At 70.4% G+C, this 17,461-nt stretch carries 10 protein-coding genes; 4 read left to right on the forward strand and 6 right to left on the reverse strand.

Annotated elements, in window-relative coordinates:
• Positions 1 to 459: 459 nt before the first annotated feature.
• The 4 genes from ACFV88_RS34220 to ACFV88_RS34235 form a co-directional block, all read right to left on the reverse strand.
• On the reverse strand, positions 460 to 1,659 hold the full coding sequence (locus ACFV88_RS34220; RefSeq protein ID WP_385496057.1) for a hypothetical protein: 1,200 nt from the start codon (positions 1,657 to 1,659) through the stop codon (positions 460 to 462).
• A gap of 154 nt (positions 1,660 to 1,813) precedes the next feature.
• A complete protein-coding gene (locus tag ACFV88_RS34225; RefSeq protein WP_385496058.1) occupies positions 1,814 to 2,914 on the reverse strand; it encodes a patatin-like phospholipase family protein in 1,101 nt (366 codons plus the stop codon).
• Positions 2,911 to 5,457, reverse strand: coding sequence for a ThiF family adenylyltransferase (locus ACFV88_RS34230; RefSeq protein ID WP_385496059.1), 2,547 nt, complete (start codon positions 5,455 to 5,457; stop codon positions 2,911 to 2,913). The genes ACFV88_RS34225 and ACFV88_RS34230 overlap by 4 nt, the downstream gene beginning before the upstream one ends.
• On the reverse strand, positions 5,454 to 6,767 hold the full coding sequence (locus tag ACFV88_RS34235) for a hypothetical protein (RefSeq protein ID WP_365859089.1): 1,314 nt from the start codon (positions 6,765 to 6,767) through the stop codon (positions 5,454 to 5,456). The genes ACFV88_RS34230 and ACFV88_RS34235 overlap by 4 nt, the downstream gene beginning before the upstream one ends.
• A 472-nt stretch (positions 6,768 to 7,239) precedes the next feature.
• On the opposite strand from ACFV88_RS34235, the gene ACFV88_RS34240 reads away from it, so the two are divergent.
• Entirely contained in the window at positions 7,240 to 9,954 is a 2,715-nt protein-coding gene (locus ACFV88_RS34240; RefSeq protein WP_385496061.1) for an ATP-binding protein, read from the forward strand.
• Between the two features lie 381 nt (positions 9,955 to 10,335).
• Positions 10,336 to 10,581, forward strand: a complete 246-nt coding sequence (locus tag ACFV88_RS34245) for a hypothetical protein (RefSeq protein ID WP_385496062.1) — start codon at positions 10,336 to 10,338, stop codon at positions 10,579 to 10,581.
• 313 nt (positions 10,582 to 10,894) lie between these two features.
• Here ACFV88_RS34245 and ACFV88_RS34250 read toward each other — a convergent pair whose 3' ends face one another.
• Both ACFV88_RS34250 and ACFV88_RS34255 read right to left on the reverse strand, forming a co-directional pair.
• Positions 10,895 to 14,407 carry a DEAD/DEAH box helicase gene (locus ACFV88_RS34250; protein WP_385496063.1) on the reverse strand — a complete coding sequence of 1,171 codons (3,513 nt, stop codon included), beginning with the start codon at positions 14,405 to 14,407 and terminating at the stop codon, positions 10,895 to 10,897.
• On the reverse strand, positions 14,392 to 15,273 hold the full coding sequence (locus ACFV88_RS34255) for a hypothetical protein (protein WP_385496064.1): 882 nt from the start codon (positions 15,271 to 15,273) through the stop codon (positions 14,392 to 14,394). Before ACFV88_RS34255 ends, ACFV88_RS34250 begins: the two co-directional genes overlap by 16 nt.
• 290 nt (positions 15,274 to 15,563) lie before the next feature.
• On the opposite strand from ACFV88_RS34255, the gene ACFV88_RS34260 reads away from it, so the two are divergent.
• Both ACFV88_RS34260 and ACFV88_RS34265 read left to right on the forward strand, forming a co-directional pair.
• Positions 15,564 to 17,267: a DUF2397 family protein gene (locus ACFV88_RS34260; protein ID WP_385496066.1), complete on the forward strand. Its 1,704-nt coding sequence runs from the start codon at positions 15,564 to 15,566 to the stop codon at positions 17,265 to 17,267.
• The gene (locus ACFV88_RS34265; protein ID WP_385496067.1) at positions 17,206 to 17,448 is read left to right on the forward strand and encodes a hypothetical protein; all 243 of its coding nucleotides are present in this window, start codon (positions 17,206 to 17,208) and stop codon (positions 17,446 to 17,448) included. Before ACFV88_RS34260 ends, ACFV88_RS34265 begins: the two co-directional genes overlap by 62 nt.
• Positions 17,449 to 17,461: the final 13 nt, after the last annotated feature.

Raw genomic sequence — 17,461 nt, forward strand, 5'->3', positions numbered from 1 at the left:
ACACATGACGGTGATCTTCACGCAAGCGTCAACCATGGAGATCACCACCAGCACATCACAGGATGCGACTGATCAGTTACCCAACACTTTCTCAGCCAGGATCAGGTCGCCTACTACCGCGCCGCGCACCGGCTACACAGCCTCACCGACCAGGTGCGCTCGGCAGCGGTCGGCAGCGCCGGCAGTGCTGAACTGGCGGCGCAGCTGACGGAGTTCGCCGAGCTTGACCGGCGGACTGCCGACGCGTGGTTCCCGCTGCGGAAGGAAGCCCGCCAGTGGCGGCGGACGGTTGCTGCTCTGATGGGTGAGCTGTCCGGATCGGCATGACCGAGGACAGGGCTGCGGCGCTCGGCGCTGGAAGGCTGCCCCGGCGTCCGGCGGGCCTCTCGCAGCGCCGGTTGGACGCCTCGGCCGTCGGGCACCCCTGCCGGGTTCCGGGCGGGCTTGGGTGCCGGTGTGTCACGCCGGGCTCAACAGCACCTGTTCCACGTCCTGCCAGGCTGGGGGCGGTTGGGCTGCGGAACGCACGACGGTGAGCAAGCGTCCGTCGAGGCAGGCGTCGAAGCGGCCTTCGGCCCGGGCGAGGCGCTCCCGGACACCCGCCTGGGGCGGGGGCTGTTCGGCCAGGACGGCCAGCAGCACCTCGTGCCGGGCAGGTCCCAGCGCGTCGGCTGGCACCCAGGCGCCGCGGACGGGAATGCCGGCGAGTTCCGCGTCGAGTGCGGGCGCGGTGTCGTACAGCCGCTGGACCATGCGGCCGGTCCGTGAGAGCAGGTCGGCCGCAGGTTGTGCGCGGGCAGCGGCCAGCGGCATCGCGTCCTGCGGTGCGTCCGTGTCGGGCGGTGGGGCGGATGGTGCGCTGGGCGGTGTGGTGGGCGACGGCGGTGCGGGATCGCCGGCCGGCATCTGCCCGGAGGGGTCCTCTGGTGGCCTGCGCCGTCGCTCGCGCACGGGAAAGCGCCATTGGCCGCCTCCGCCCTGCCGCTTCCAGCGGTCGTCCAGTGCACCGTCCCAGCGTTTGTCCTGAGGAAGGAAGATATCCACGGCGACGCCGGAGCGGCCGATCCAGACCCAGCTCATGAAGTAGGCGTGGTCGCGGTGGGACGCCGACCAGAGGGCGAGTTCCTGCAGCCGTCCCTTCTGCTCGGCGAGCGGCTGCTTCGGCAGGAGTGTCTTGGCGCGGCGGTGCCGGCCCCGGGCCTCTCCCGCGACCCTGCCTCCGGGCAGATGGAACAGCAAGTCCGGTCTGATGCCGCCGTTTTGATAGCCCGTCAGTATGCGGCCGGGCAGTGCGTCGAAACTGTGCAGGGCATGGGCCGTGTTGTCCCAGGCGAAGAGGGCTTCGCTGGCCGCCGTCAGCATGCCCAGTCCTGAGCTTTCGGTGACGAAGCTGCGGATGTGCCGCGAGCTCGCCACGAATGCCCGGTGATCGACCTGGAGCGGGGCACCGGCGCCGGGGGCTGCGAGATAGCTGGCCAGAAGGCGGACCTCGAGCTGCCTGGTGCGGTAGTCGACGACCCTGTTGAGGTCGCAGGCGAGCGCGTTGATGTGGATGAGCCGGGCCAGTCCCACCCCCAGGTCACCCTGTCCGACCTGGGTGGCGGTCACCATCGGCCCTTGCACCCGGAACTGCCATACCCGGGCCCATACGGTACTCAACGTCGTGTTCCTCCCCGATGCGGTGCGCCCGCGTCATGGCGTATCGCACACCGTCACGTCCGATTCTCCCTGCCCTGCAGCCGCCCAGGGTGTCACGTCGTCAGTCGCCCAGTCCCCGGCAGGTGAGTGCGCCCAGCTCGTTTTCGACGGGGCCTCAGTGCCGGGGGTGGCGCAGGTACATCGGCAGGACGGTGCGCATGAGCTGTTCGCCGCGGGTGGTGATGGCCTCGAAGTGGGTGCGGGTCATGGCGGCGAAGTTGGTCGGGTAGGTGGCCACTGCGCTGCGGGGGACGAGGTCGGCGGGCGGGGCGGGCAGGCGGTCGTCTTTCATGCCGAGGTAGGCCAGGGCGAATCCGTCGATGCGTCCGCTCGCGGCCCATTCGTGCAGGCGGGAGCGGGCGGAGTCCTGGGCTTTGCGGTGGACGGTGGCGAAGGAGCGGCTGAGGCGTCCGGTCATGAAGTGCGGTGCTTTCAGGGTGAGTTCTCCCTGGCCCGCGTCGCAGGCGATGATGAAGGACACGTCGTAGACGTGCTGGGTGTGGTGGGGTGAGCGTCCGGGTTCCAGGACGGACAGGCCGAGGTTGTCGTAGACGCCGCCGTCGGTGAGCAGCACGGTGTGCTGCTGGTGGTGTCCGTCGCGGTGCTGGAAGGTGAAGGTGCGTTCCAGGGCGGGCAGCAGGGCGGGGTAGGCGGCGGAGGCGGCCACGGCGGTGGCGGCGGGGATGGGTTCGGTGATGGTGCCGTAGCGGGAGCAGCCGCTGCGGGTGCTGCCGAAGCGGACGGCGTTGGTGGTGGCCAGGTCGGTGGCGGTCAGGACGACGTCGAGGCCGGGGTGGGTGACGTCGGCCATGGTGCGGGTGCCGAACGCCTGGCGGGCGAGGACGGCGGCCAGGGCGTCGGTGCGGTTGGCGGGGCGGGCGACGCTGACATCACTGCCGCGGGTGAACGCTCCGCGGGCGCCGGCGCGGGCGGCCGCGGTGAGGTTGCGGGCGACGGCGGAGGGTGTGAACGCCTGGCGTGCGATGGCCAGTTGCAGGCCGGAGCGCAGCAGGTCGGTGGTGCGGGTGTCGAAGTCGGCGAAGTCGGGCGGGCCGTAGGCCCACAGGGCGGCGAGCAGCGAGCCGCCGGAGATGCCGGAGACGACACGGATGCGGTCGAGGAGGTCGCGGTCGTGGAGGGCGCGCAGACAGCCGAGGTGGAAGGCGGCCGCGCGGGAGCCGCCGCCGGACAGGGCGAGGCCGAGGGTGCGGGTCATGGGCGGGCGTCGTCCGATCGGCGGGGGGCGGGCAGGGTGTTGTCGGTGGCGGGGCGGGTGGCGTAACCGCCGGGCCACCACAGGCCTGGGCCGGGGTGGCCGGCCGGCGCGGTCGGAGCTGGTGGGGTGGCGGCCGTGGTGGTGCGGGTGGCGAGGCGGGCGTAGAGGTCGGGTCCGTCTGCGGTGGTGAGCCATTTCTGCCAGACGGGTGGTGGTCCTCCGGCGATGAGGACGAGGGCTCGGGTGGGGGCGTCGTCGAGGGGCAGGGTCAGGAGTTCCATGGCCGTGCGGTCGGTCGCGCTGGGCTGTGCCGGGCTGTGGGGGTGGGTGTGCCACAGGCCGAGGAAGCGGCTGGTGTTGCCGGTCGCGGTGCGGCGGGAGGCGAGGTGGTGGGTGACGCCGTCCAGGCCGTGCTGGAAGTAGGTGTCGCTCAGCAGGGAGTCCGGGGGCGGTCCGGTGGCCTCGTCGACGTGGATGATGCCGGTGGCGTCGTCGATGGTGCCGAGCAGCATGCCGCCGGTTTCGACGCGCGGGCCGCGGACGCGGGCGCCGCGGCGGGCTTCGGCGCGCATCTCGGCGAGGGCGGCGGGGGCGATGCGGACGTCGTAGCCGGTGGCGTCGTCGGTGATGGTCGTGTCGTTGGGCCAGGTCAGCCAGCGCGGCCCGGCGGGCTGGGGGTCGGTGGGGCCGCTGGGTGTGCGGACGGTGAGCGCGGCCATGGTGTGCTGGCCGTCGGGGGCGTTCAGAGCGTGGAGGATGCCGGTCATGAGCTGTCCGGCCAGGGCGGCGACGTCGGCGGCGGAGCCGGTGAAGGTGGCGTCCGAGCAGCCGGGTTCGGGCTGGAAGAGGTCGGTGCGGGGCTCGGTGGGGAAGAAGTCCTCGACCATGTCGGCCAGGGCACCGGTGGGGTCGGTGCGGGCGGCCAGGGAGGTGCGGCGCAGGACGTCGGTGCCGCCGCCGGTGGCTCCTGGAGGTGAGAGGGCGACGATGCCGCGGGTGGCCTGATGGCCGATCGTCAAGGTGGCGAGGTGGGGCCAGGGGGTGGGGTCGGTGCGGCGGGCGCGTTCGAGGTAGGCCCGTACGACGCGGTTGGCGGTGCAGTCCAGGATCAGGTCGAAGGAGTGCACGCCGAGGACGGGAAATCGGCGGGTGATGTCGGCGACGACGGACTCGATACGGGTGGCGTGCGGGTCGATCTGGTTGAGACGGTCGGCCAGGACGTCGGCCTTGGGGTATCCGATGTCGGGGTCGGTGTAGGGCTGGCGGGCGTGGATACCGGGGTGCACGAGTGACTTGTCGACGACGGTGACGTGGGCGGCGCCGGCGCGGGCGCAGATGTCGGCGGCGGGCGCACCGAGCGCGCCGGCGCCCAGGACGAGGATGCGTTTGCCGTGCAGCCAGGCCGCCGGGGTGTGGTGGTCGCGGCGGACGGTGACCTCGGGGCGGGCCTCGTAGAGGCTGAACCACCGGGTGGTCAGGGTGTCGAGCCATTCCTCGCCGATCTGCATGATCTCGTCGCCGAGTTCGGGCAGTTGGCGGGCGACGTAGGCGGTGACGGCGCGGCGGGTGAGTTGGTCGGCGAAGTCGGGCAGGTGCCAGGCCACCAGGTGGGTCCGGCGGGAGCCGTGGCCGCTGTTGCCCCGGGAGGGGGTGCCCAGCAGGAGATGGACAGGGGCGGGCGGGCGGGATGTGCCGTCCGGGCCTGTCTGGTCGGCGGTGGTGCGCAGGCGGCGGTTGTGGTCGGCGGCCAGGCCGACGAGACCGAGGATCATGCGGGCGGTGATGCGGCCGCGCGCCAACGCGGCGATGAGCGCCCGGGCGGTGTCGGGGTATTCGAAGGTCAGATGGTCTGTGGTGATGACAGCCGGGGCGAAGAATACCTCGGCGTCGTCGGGGAGTTGGGCCGCGGCCCGGGCGTCGGTGAGGGTGTGCGGCCACGGTCGGCCGAAGGGCAGCCAACCGACCACGTCGCTGCGGTCGGCGTTGACATGGTGCAGGAGGGCCGCGCCCAGCCACGGCTCGTCGTCGGCGGCGGTAGGCGCATCGCGGCGGACGACGAGCAGGCCGCCCGCGTGGTCTCCGAGCGCGTGAGGCGGGTGCAGCGGCTCGCCGGGGGCATCGAGTTCACCGGCCGCGGCAGCCTTGAACCAGTCCAGCAGGCGGGTGATGAACCCGTACATGCCATCAGCCGGGTCCCACTCGGTCGCCGTGGAGCGGTACAGGCACGGGAAGCGGGCCCAGACGACGTGCGGGGCCCCGGCGAAGCGTTTGTGCCGGGTGTGCACCAGCGGGACCTCGAAGGGGAAGTCCGGCGGGATGTAGAGGGTGACGGGCTCTTCGCTGCGCAGCCGCAGGCCGCCCTCGACGCGGGGCAGGCCGGCGCATCCGACGCTGATGCGCGCCTCCACGAAGCCCGTGGGGGCCGCGGGTGCCGTGTCCACGTGGGAGAGGAAGACCCCGCGGTCGGAGTCGGTGATCTGCCGGAGTTGGTCGAGGGCGAGGTGCTGGCCGGCCGTGACAGCCGTAGTGGTGCGGTCGCTCACGCGTCACCGAATCCCAGGGGCGTGGCGGGTGCGGCCTTGTCTCCTCGGGCCTGCTCGACGGCGCTGCGCGCGGCGGTGGCCGCCCGGGGGGAGGGGAGAGCGGCGGTGGCGGTGAAGGCGGCGGCCGGGAAGCGGGTGGTGCCCAGCGCGGCCAGCATCCGCCGTCCGCCGCCCGCGGCCTTCATCACCAGGGACTTGGCCTCCAGTTCGGCGACGTCGACGAGTTCGAACCCGAAGAGGGGGTCCAGGGCGAACACCACCGGCCGGGGCTCGTCCTTGGTGGGGTACTCGCCCGTGCACAGCACCGGCAGCACGGTGATCTCCGCGTAGGCGTCCCGGGCCAGCAGGTGGGGCGGATTGTGTCCCTTCTCGTCCTGGTCCCGGAAGGGCCGGGAGCTGGCGATCACCCGGGCGTCCGGGCTGGCGTAGGTTTCGAACTGGTCGAGGATGTCCTGCTTGCGCTCCTCCTCGCCGTCCTCGCCCTTGGCGTACATGACCTTCTTGGAGCAGTGGTGCGGGGAGAGCAGCAGGTCCCACTCCACCCGGTCGGTGTTGCCGAAGTACTCGCTGTTGTCGAAGATCTTCTTGATCGTGGGGTAGGCGAGGTCGCCGAGCAGGAGCAGCCGGCCCGTCGCGCCGGTGCCGGTGGGCATGCGGATCTGCAGGGCGAGGGACGTCTCGTTGCGTTCACCGGCGCAGTCGCCCTTGAACGGGGCGTGGACGAACGCCTCGAACGTTCCCGACAGGTCGTTGCCGTCGATCATCGTGATTGTCTTGCCGGGGAAGGTGAAGTACTCGTCGGGCAGCTCGTTGTAGGAGTGCTGGTCGCGGTCGTCGTCGTAGCCGATGATCCGGACCCGGTCGCCGCTGGCGGGCTCTTCGCCGTTGGCGAGGGCCTCCAGGGTGGCGGCGACGCGGCGCTCGACCTCGTCCTGGAAGAGGCGGGCGTCCTCGCACATGGTCTGGTCCTGGGAGATCTCCCGCCACAGCCGGGGCGTCGCCCAGATCTCCCCGATCAGGATGTCGCTGTCCACCAGGTCCCCGAACCCGCAGCAGTGGTCCAGGTCGGCGTGGGTCAGGGCGAACACCGCGAGGTAGGGGGTCTCCCCATCAAGCCAGTCGGGGCACGGCAGGGTCTCCGCGAGACGGTCGATGACCGCGGCGACGACCGCGTCCTTCTCGTCGGCAGCCTTCATGTCCCGCAGGTCGACCTGGAGGACAAGGTCGCCGCCGAGCACGAGCGTGGTGGAGTCGCCCGTGCCGACCGGCCAGAACACCACTCCCCGCTCGGGGAGTTCCGTCTCGACCATCCTGTTGCCTCTTCACTCGATGTGGGTCAACTGGCGGGAGAACCACACACGTTCTCTCTGCTTCCATAACTACCATGCGCCACTGACAACACGGTCTCACCAGGCATTTCACGTACTGCCGGGGCCCATGTCAGGGGCTGTCGGCCTGGAGGCGGCCTCCCGGCGGCCGCAGGGTGCACGCCGCCACGCGAGCGGACCGAGAGATTCCGCTCCCGTGCCGAAGCGCCACGGAAGGGGCGCTGGTGAGCTGGCGGCGCTTCCTCGGATCCCGGCCCCTTTCCGCCCCTGTCCCCCGCGCTGGACCGCGTCGTGGGCTGGACGGCTCGATGCTGTACCTACGGCTGGGGCATACCGCATCCCAGGCCACCGCGAGCGGAGTTGTGCTGCTGCGCCGCACCGGCGCCTCACACACTCCCGCCCCCGGGGCAGCGGTCTGCGCCGCGGCCCGCGCAGGGGCCGATATCGTGGGGGCGTGCACGACGAGGAACCACCGCCGACCGGCGACACCGCCCAGGACAGCACGGCACGGACGGCCGGCCCGCTCGATCCAGCGCAGCTGCGGCGGATCACCTCCCTGCACCGCGGATTCACCTATCAGAACCTGTACGCCGTGGGCTGTCTGCTGCGGCTGCGTGAGGCCGGTGCGCAGACGCTGCTGATGGAGCTGGACGAGGACCTGGAGGTCGTGCTCCCGGACCGGCATCTCTACCTGCAGGTCAAGACCCGGCAGGGCAATCTGATGTGGAGTGACATCAGCGGGTCGGTTGAACAGTTCGCCAAACTGCGCGCGGAGCACACGGCGGGGCGGCGCCCCGGCGCGCCGAAGCTGATCGTGGTCAGCAATACCGCACCGGGTCGGGATCTGCTGCAACGGACCCAGCAGACGGGCTGGCCGGCAGGCGTGTCGCTGCTGTGGCCGGGACATCCAGATCCGGAAGAGACGTGGCTGCCGCCGACTGCTGCGGATCTCACCGGTGTCCTGCAGTGGTGCACCGAGCAGGCCGCCCGGGTCCCGTTCGGGTCCCTGGGAGCGCAGACGCTGGTGTGGAAGCTGGCTGCCCGCGTGCAGTACGCGAGCGCCGGAGCCCATGGGCGAGCCTTCCATACCGGTGACCTGGCCTCCTTGTACGAGCAGTTCGTCGAGGAGCTGCAGGCCTTTCCCCAGGTTCCCGACGTCTACTGGCCGCCTGGCGGCGAACCGGAGCTGACGGGCGAGCAGCGCGTGCGGCTGGTGACTGGCTTCTCCGGGGCCGGGAAGACGACCTGGGCGGCGCGCGCCGCCGCCCAGTGCCCGCTCCCGGTCACCTACTTCGATGCCGGCCAGATGCCACCCGCAGTGGTGCCCGGCGCGCTGGCCCGGGAGGTTGCTGCCCGGCACCTGAGCGGGCCCGATGCCCTGAGTCTGCCGAGCGGGGCCGGCATCGACGTCCTTCGGGCCGTGCACGGCCGACTGACTCACGACGGCACAGTCATCGCGGTCGTCATCGACAACGTGCACGACCTCCCATCCGACGACCTACGGCTGCTTGTCCAGGCGCTGCCGACGGCCCAGATCACGCTGCTGGGCCACCCCCACCCGGAGCAGACCGCGCTCGCCGCGCATCTGGGTGTCTCCGCCGAGTCCTTGCCCGGCTGGGACACCGACACCGTGGCCGCCGTCTTCGCTGCCGAAGACTGCACCCTGGACTACCCCACCGCACAGCGGGTCTTGGCACTCACAGCTGGTATGCCGCTGTACGTCCTCAACTCCGCGGCGCTCACCCGCACTAACTACGCAGGTGACGGTGGCGCCTTCTGCGCGGCGGTGCAGGAGCAGACCCACCTCGCCCCCACGGCCCAGGAACGCATCCTGGCACAGACCTTCGAGCACCTGTCCGTGCTGGCACGCACGATGGCCGGCCTCATGGCCATCGCTGAAGTCCCCCTGAGCAGCCCGGAATTGCAGCAGCTGGCAGCAGCCGCGGGACCGATACGTCCCGCTGCCGCGGCCAGGGCCGTGCGCGAACTCGTAGGCCTCGGCCTCGTGCAGACATTCGCCGACGGTTTCGCCAAACTCCACGATGCGGCCGCATCGTTGGCCCTCCATGGGTCGCATGACCTGCATGAGGAAGCCGCCCTCCGTGTCGAGCAGACCCTGACTGATCTTCTCGAGGGCCACAGAGAACTGCCGCGGCTGGCCCGCTGGATGCGGCTGCTCGCCGATACCGGCCAGATCGACCGCTTGCTGGAGATCACCAGTCAGGAAGGCTTCTACGAGGGCGGCTTCCCGCGCGAACTGCGCACGGTGATCGCGGACGTGGCGCAGGATCCGGGTCGGGACGCCGTCGACCGCCTTGATGCGCACAGTGCGTTGGCCTCCTGGGCATATGGGGACACCAACTGGGAGGCCTACGCACGCCACGTCCACGCCATGGAAGTCCTCGCCTCGGAGGGCGGCAGCGGGATCGGACCACGTGAGCAGGTCCTGGTGGCCATCCGCCAGTTCCCTCTGCACGGGCACACCGGTGACAACGAAGCCCTCGATGCTACGTTCAGGACAGCCCTGGCTGAGCTTCTCGCCCCCTCTCTCCTGGAGCGATCTCTGCGCTACGGCTACGTTCAGGGGCTCTACCACGCAGGCAGCTACCGAGCCGCAGGCCCCGCAGCCCTGGAACTCGCCGACGCCTACTGCGTTCACCTCGGCCTGGACCTGGCCAACCTCCACGGCCCCACCGAGGCACTGCAACAAGCCTGTTTGAACAGCGAGACACCCGAGGACTACAAGCGCCTCGCCGACTGCTTCGCCATGCATGTCAAGTGCTGCCGTCAGCTCAAACTCGACTACGGCAGCGCCGCGTTCCCCGCCATGAAGCTCTACATGGCCGCAGGGGCCTGGCGATCCGCCGTCGACCTCGGCCAGGACGTGGTCGAGACCATGCTGCGCTTCGACGAAGCACAGGCCGCCCTGAACTTGATCGACCGGCAGCTCCTGCCCATCACCCAGGCCTACAACCTGCCCGAACTCATCGTCGGGCTCAGGTCCCACCGAGCCGTGGTCCTCGCCCGTACCGGAGACATCGCTGCGGCCAGAACGGAGATCAGCAGCCTCACACGGTACGAGTTCACCCCAGCGCAGGCCGCCGACATTCGCGAGCAGGCCAGCATCATCGAGGAACTCGCTGCTCAACAGGCACAAGGCCGCCCCTGACCGACCCCGCCAGGCAGGTCGATCGCCTGTTCCCTCAAACCGGCGCGCTGGTCATCCGACCGGTGACACCGCGCACTCTCACACGCCTCTGACCTGCATAAATACGAGTAACTCCACAGGGGTTCCGGCGATAGTTGCGGCTTTCCAGCTCAATCACGGATTCGCTGCTCACAGCACCATCTAGCGCTGGCCATAGCCACGCAGACAGCAACCTGCACAGGTCAGACACCACGTGCACCTCGATTCAAACTATCCAACTTGACCACGTGCGCCCAGCTCACACCCTGAAGCGCCCCAGATCAAAACCAGGAATCCACAGCGCTCTGGATGCCGGACACGCCGGGGCTGGCCGCGCTGCGGGCCGTCATCGACGAGCGGGGTATGTTTCCCGTCCTGGACCACATGATCGGCCTCTCCCCCTCCCCCACGGAGTTCGCCGAGGCCCTGGCCGCCTGCCTGGAGCCGTACCTCGACGAGCTCTACGCGGCCCTGATGGAACAGCTGGCTGCCGACCCGGCGATCTTCCACCTGCCCGGGGACGACACCGGCGCCGCCGGGTTCATGGATACCTGGCTGCGCACCCTGCGGGAGCAGACGGGCAAGGACACGGGGCAGGGCAGTCGATGACGCCGCCCCTCTCCGGGGGCAGCCCCGTGTCCTGCCTCCCGTCGACACGTGTTCATCGGCAAGACCCTGGACCACGACACGGCCGACGCCGACGAGTTCTGTCTGCAAATCGCCGATTCGCAGGCAGAACTTCGATACTGCTTCGGGAGGCGGTCGCTTGAGGATCTGGCGGGCGATGGAGTGGAGGGGACCCCGGCTGGCATGTGCTGTGGAGGGCAGGTGCGAAGCCGCTGCGCAGGGCCAGACTGATCTCCCGCTTCCAGTCCTGGACCAGTGAGGCCAACCCCGCCTGGGTCGGCTAGCTTTCGGTGCTCTACAAGCTGGGCGTGGCCAAGGCGGTGACAAGCTGCCCGGCCTCAAGATGGTGGGTGAGGTCGAGTCCACTGTCGAGGAGGGTGAGGACGGCGTGGTGCCGGGCGGCGGGGATGGCGGCGATCTGGTTTCCGTTGCGGTCGACTCTGATGGTCGCCGGTTTCGTGCCGGGGTGGGTGAGGGTGACCGGTCCGTCTGTGGTGCCCGGGCCCACCTGTGCGAGGGGGATGGTGACGGGGTGTCCTCGCAGCAGTTCGTTGAGAGGGTTGGCCGGCGTGCTCACGTAGTCGAGGAGGTCCTCGACCTCGTAGGTGTTGGCCTTGTACGCGGTGATCCAGCCTTCGATCTGCTGATCGGCGACCCAGGTGCGGAGTTCACCGGAGCCGATGCCGGTCTCCGCTGCGGCGCGGCCGATCTGGTGGGCCAGGCGGCGGGAGGTGATGCCGGAGGTCAGCAGTGTGATGGCCTGCTCGGTGTCGACGCCGTGCCGGATGTGCCAGGCCGTCTGTTCGAACAGGCGGGGCGTGGTGGGGGTCAGCAGGGGGTGGGTGTTGACGAGGTTGATCAGAGCTCCGGCTGTCCAGCTGATGGCGTGCTCGAAGCCCTGTTTGATGCTCTGGACGGTCAGCTCGAGCATCTGAGGGTGGGACGACATGGTGACCGGGATCCAGGTACGGGCCAGCTCCGGGATGGATGGGCCAGAGATCCAGTCCCGAACCGCGTCGCCGATGGGCACGTCAACGTGAAAGCTGGGGGTCTGCTGGGTGGTGAGCTTCCAGCTCTCGAAGGCCTCGGGCGTCAGCATGAGGGCGTCGAAGGCGCCCTGCTCGGCAAGGAAGTCCAGCGTCTGTTCCAGCGGCCACTCGGGTGCCCCGAAGAAGATGCTGATCTCGTCCGGGGTGTCCTCGGGGGCCGCGTTGGCGGCGAGTTGCTCTGCGAGGCGTCCGGCGACACCGTCGAGCCAGCGGGCGGATCCGATGCTGGTTCCGGTGCTGGCCCACCGGCGGGTCGAGACGGGGTCGGTGGCGTCGTAGACCGCGGTGACCTCTTCCGCGAGCGCCATCCAGCGGGCCGGGACCGAAGGGTCGTCGGACTGTTCCATCGCGAGCAGTGACCGCACCGGGTCGAGCCGGTCGCCGGGCGTGTGGAGGGTATCGGCGTGGGTCTGCAGGACGAGCCACACGAACGTGGCGAAGTCGGACGCGACGGTTCCCATCACGCTGAACAGGCCGTCGAGCGAGTTCCGCATCTGCCACTCGGCATGGGCGAGTGACCGCAGGGCGTCTTCGCTGAGCAGTTCGGAGGTGACGGTGAGTTGCTGACTGTCGGGGGTGAGCGTCTCGAACTCCGCGTCCTGGGGCGGGTAGGGGCGGGTGAGGATGACCCATCCCTCGCTCTCGCGGCCGGCCCGGCCGGCCCGGCCGATGGCGTTGAGGAGTTTCGCGGGGCTGAGGCCGCGCTGGTTGCCGCGTGTGGGGTCGCCTTCGACCGTGTGGTTGATGATGACGGTGCGCACCGGGAGGTTGACTCCGTCGGTGAGGGTGGTGGTGCTGGCGATGGCCAGCAGGTGTCCGTCACGAAGGCCTTGTTCGACGGCGTGGAGGACGTCGTCGGGAAGATCGGCGTGGTGGAAGGCGACACCGTGGCGGGTGCAGTTGACCAGAGGGTGTTGCTCGCCGAGGGTCTCGGCCAGGAACTCGGTGAGTGCCGCGGCCTCGGGGCGGACGTCCAGGTGCTCGGCCATGGCGCGGGCTGCGTTCCTGGCGATGACTTTGCTGGCGACGACCATCAGGACGCTGCCGGCGCGGGTCAGGGCGGCGGCGCCGGCGGCGAACACCTCGTAGTCGCGGGGCCCGCCGAGTTTGGTGGCGGCTTTCCACTGCCGGGAGTTGGTGGAGGCGTACGCTCTGGCGCCGACTTCGGGGAAGGTCAGGCCGTCGGTGCGGCTGGCGGTGGTCGGCCGGATGTCGAGCCGGGGGGCCACCGGCACAGTGGCCCGGGTGGTGGAGGGATGGTTCTTGCTCGGCTTGCGCGGGGTGCGCTCGGCCTGGTCCTTGAGCAGTTGCGGGTACATGAGGCCGTGCAGGCGCCTGGGGCCCCGCCAGTCGTCGGTGAAGTACACCTCCTGGGCCGGCCGCGTGGGGTCCAGCCATGACGCCAGGGCCGCCCGGTTGCCGACGGCGGCGGACAGCAGGACCAGCCGGATGTCGGAGCGTGTCCGCAGTAGGGCGAGCAGGCTTTCCAGCACGAACCCGCGCCGGCCTTGCGCGAGGTGGTGGGCCTCGTCGACGACGATGAGGCTGACCTCGTCCAGTGCTGCGCCCGGGTTGTTGCGGATCATGTGCATGAGCCGCTCCGGGGTCACGATGTCCACGTCCCCGACGAGGGAGCCGCTGCCGTCGGCGAGCGGGAAGTCCGGCTGCTCGGCGACCAGCTTGCGCTCCAGCAGTCGCAGCCGGGCGCGCAGCGCGGCCCGCATCTCCCGGCCCAAGCTGCGCATCGGCGACACGTAGACCACGCGGCCGGGCTTCTGCGCCAGGTGGGAGCAGATCACCAGCTGGGCCATCAGCGTCTTGCCCGCGCTGGTGGGTACGCTGATCAGGCTCCGGCCGGTGGCGGGGTCGACCGGGTTGCCCCGCTCCAGGTTCAGCAACTGGCGCTGTGGGCGCCACAGAGTCATCACCGGTGGATCGGACATCGCGAAGGTCCGGGCGACCGCGTCGGGGGTTCCCTGCGGGAGGAGCGTGTACAGACTGCTGGCGGCCATCTCGTCGCTGAGTCCGAGGAGGTGGGCAGCGACCCACCGGGCGGTCGGGTCACCGCGGCCGGCCTGGCCGTCGAGGACGCTGCCCAGCAGGTCCCGTGCATCCTGCAGGCGGTCCTGATCGCCCAACAAGAGGAACAGGCGCAGGTGGTGGACCGCTTCGACGACGGCTTCGGCCGGTCCGTACATCGTGCCCGCGAGCGGATCACCGTCCATGAGTTCGCGGAGTTCCGCGAGCTGTCGGCGCCAGGCGGCCAGGGCCCGGTTCAGGTCGGGCCGGTCGAAGCCCAGAAACAGGACGCCGGCCTCCAGGGCCAGGGTGTCGATGTGTGCCGGGAGGGAGGAGGTGAAGTTCACCAGGTTCTTGACCTGGCGGTAGACGGCGGTGGCGTTGGGCTCCTGCTCGCACCGGCGGTAGCCGGCCTGGGCGGCGAAGGCGATCCTCAGCCGCTCGGTGGGAGAGCGCTGCTCGTCGGACAGGGCCAGGTCCATCACGTGGGCGCTGACCGCGAGGGCATGCCGGGCCCGCACCGGGTCGAACCCGGGTGTCTCGGGCTCGACCGCGGCCAGTCCGTGCAGGAGCCATGCCGTGGCCAGCACGTCGTCCGGGATCTCGTGGTCGCTGCGGACGGCGGCGATCTCCAGTTGCGTGATGGCGGCCAGCAGTTCCTCCGGCGAGGGCAGAACCCCGCCGGGGCGGTGGTCGCCGAGGGCGGTTGCGAGAACGGCCGGATCTAGAGTGCGGTCCACACGTACTTCCTCACCTCATGGGCGAAGCCCTCGAGATCGTCGATCGCCACGACCAGACCCTGGAGTGCGCCGGGGTGCTTGTGGGTGGTGAAGTGCTGGTGCGCAAGGTGGAATGCTTTCGTCGGGATCGCCGTGGTGTTCAGCGCGACGCTGACGCCGGCGCCTGCCGACTCCTCCTCGTCGACCCACTGCTCGGTCAGACTGCCCACGAACTCCCGGGTGTCGTCAGCAAGCTGTTTGTCGCCCCAGGAGAGCATTCCCAGGTAGGTCCCCGCTTTGGTGTTGAGCTGCGTCCAGCCATTTCGGATTGCTCCATCAGGCTGGTTCGCTTCCCCGGTGTACTTCTTCATCTCCCACAGCCGGAAGGAGAAGCCCCGAGCTGTTCCGTCTTCCCGGTAGACGATGAGTCCGTCACCGCCTCCGTCGTTGACGGCAGCCTTCGGCGGTCCGAGAATCTCCACGGTGCGCGCTGGATCCTTGGGCAGGTCGCGGGTCAGGAGGTACCAGAGCCACTCGCCCACGTACCCGGCCAGCCCGTGGTTGCCCTCCTTCTTCGCGGCTGCCGCCTCGAAGACGGGCTTCGCGAAGTGCTCCACCAGCACGTGGTCCTTCCCGGTCAGCTTCACCCCGTTCAAGGTGGCCTCGCGCCACTTTCCATAGCTCCGGGGACGTCCGCCGGTACGTTCCTTCATGATCTCGTCGGCGATGATCCACCCGGCGGCCGCCCGGTCCTCAAGGCTGCTGCTGAGGGTCACGACGAGCTCCCAGCGGCACGTCTGGTCTTCTCCTCGGGACTCCTGGCGTACCAGGCCGGCCACCCGGCCGCCGACGGCCGTCGCTCGGTCCAGCGCCTGCGCAGGCGACACGTCCGCCACCCGAACCCCCTGCTCGTCCCAGACCACCCGCGCCTTACCAGTTGGGCGCTGGGGGCCGAGGTGGCCCTCGGCAAGGTCACCCTATCGAGTGGTTCGTGCGGGTCTTGGCGAGCGGTGCGGGCGCAGCAGGGGCCCATCGCGGCTGGAGGACGGGGCGTCGTCCGCTTCATCTTCCGGGACGGAGGTGGCCACGTCGGTGTCTGGAGGCGTTGTCAGTAGTGACCTTTAGCCTCACTTCTTCACCTTTGAGACACAAGCGACAGGAAGAAGGAATGACACATATGGCCATCTTTAGTGATCCTGGTGCTGACGACTGGATCGTCGATGAGTGGACCAGGACGGGGCCCGGGGCGCAGGATCCGACCCGGGCGTTGGGGTACACCGTCAGCAGGGTCCGTCACGAGTACGCGGCCGTCATGGGTGTGCTGGACCAGGCCGTCGATCACCTGACTCCTGCGGAGATCGCGGTGGAGCTCGCGGCGCGGGGGGTCGCTCTTCATCCGGGGGTGGTGGCGCAGCGGCTGAAGGCGTTGCAGGAGACGTTCCTGGCGGTTTCGGGGCAGCCGGACAACGAGATCGAGCGGTGGCAGGAGCTGAGCGGTGCACGGTGGCGGTACACCGCAACGTCGCAGGGCCGCCAGGTGCAGCGGCTGTGGGCCGTGTTGTCGGCGGAGGGGGTGGTGCAGCGGGAGGTGGCGCTGGACGGGCTGGCCCGGATCCGTGACGCGCTGACGGCTTTGCAGGGGGAGGTTGCGGCGCCTGAGGAGGTGGCGAAGCTGGCGGGGCAGGTGTTCGTGGAGCATGACCAGCTGGATGCGTCGCTGGTGGGGCAGACGGACATGCTGGCCCGGCTCGCCGACCGGTTCGACCTGGGTGCAGAGGGCACGGGTGAGCTGAAGCAGCTGATCGTGGAGTACGCGACCCATGTGGTGGTTCACCTCGACCGGGAGGTGGTGGCCGTGCACGGGCTGCTGATGGGGCTGCGTCCCCGGTTCGCCGCGCTGGCGGCGGGGTGCGGGGCGCAGTCGCGGGCCGGGGCATTGGTCGCGCGCGGGGTGCTCGCTCCGTCGCGCGGGGCGCAGCGCGGGGACTGGGAGCAGTTGCTGAGCTGGTTCGCGCCGGCGTCGGGCAGGGCGTGGCGGTTCGGGCAGCAGCTAGTGCGGGCGATTCCGATGATGCACGCCAATCTGCGGCGGCAGCAGAGTGTGGCGGGGCCGGGGACGCTGCGGGCCAAGGCGCTGTCCTTGGCGGCGGCGTGCCGCGACGGGCAGCGGGGTGAGGCGGTGTTCCGGGCGTCAGTGGCCGACCGGCCGTGGGCGAAGCTGCATACCTGTGCGGAGGGCGAGGGGGGCGCGGTCGTCTCCTGGCATAAGGGGCCCCGGGTTCCCGCTCTGGCGATGCTGCGGGCGAGTGGTCAGAGCAGTCCCCGGGGGCAGGTGGCGCCGCGGCGGGAGCGCGAGGAGGCGGCCAGGGAGGTGGCGCGCGAGCGGGAGCGCGTCGAAGCGAAGAAGCGGGCGGCGGCCGCCGAGGTCCTGGCCGGGGTGTTTCCGCTGACGGACCGTGCGTGCCGGCTGGCACTGAGGGCGGTGATGGCGGCGGCCCGGGGCGTGGAGGCGGGCGGGGCGCGGGTGGGGCACTGGGAGGGGGTCAACTGCACGCTGACGACCGTGCGGGGGGGGTGGTGGGGCGCGTCGACGGAGTGGCGTGGTCGGTGCTGGTGCCGGGAAGACAGGTGGCCTTCCACCCTCGGGCCGCCGGGCCGCCGGGGGATGGTGCGGCCGGCGATGCGGGCGGCGGCCGGTTGCAGGCAGCGGTGCTGGTGGAGGTGGCCCGGTGAGCGCGGTCGGAGGCTGGGGGCAGGGGGAGGACGAGGAGGAAGTGGTCTGGCAGTTGGCCCGGTTGCTGAAGACACGGGCGTGGCTGGTGGGCGGGCGGGACGATGCGGCCATCGAGGCGGTGTACCGGCATCGGGGCGCGCTGCGTGAGCTGCTCGCGGCAGTGGGATGCGCGCTGGTGGTGGAGCCCGATCTGGTGCGGGTGTACAACCCCGCTCCCCCGCGCTCGGTCCGGCCGCCGGAGGGGGACAGTGCGCAGGGGGTGTGGTTCTGGCTCACGGTCGCCGTACTGGAATCCCTGCCGGTCCGGGTCAGGCCGTTCTTGAGTTAGCTCTGGAGCGGTA

The sequence above is a fragment of the Streptomyces sp. NPDC059816 genome (assembly GCF_042732055.1).
In the GTDB taxonomy this organism is placed as follows: Bacteria; Actinomycetota; Actinomycetes; order Streptomycetales; family Streptomycetaceae; genus Streptomyces.

Excerpts from the sequence above, each read along its gene's own strand:
- ACFV88_RS34260 (WP_385496066.1), top strand. The coding sequence starts at position 15,564 with ATGGCCATCTTTAGTGATCCTGGTGCTGACGACTGGATCGTCGATGAG.
- ACFV88_RS34245 (WP_385496062.1), top strand. The coding sequence starts at position 10,336 with ATGTTTCCCGTCCTGGACCACATGATCGGCCTCTCCCCCTCCCCCACG.
- ACFV88_RS34235 (WP_365859089.1), bottom strand. The coding sequence starts at position 6,767 with ATGGTCGAGACGGAACTCCCCGAGCGGGGAGTGGTGTTCTGGCCGGTC.
- ACFV88_RS34225 (WP_385496058.1), bottom strand. The coding sequence starts at position 2,914 with ATGACCCGCACCCTCGGCCTCGCCCTGTCCGGCGGCGGCTCCCGCGCG.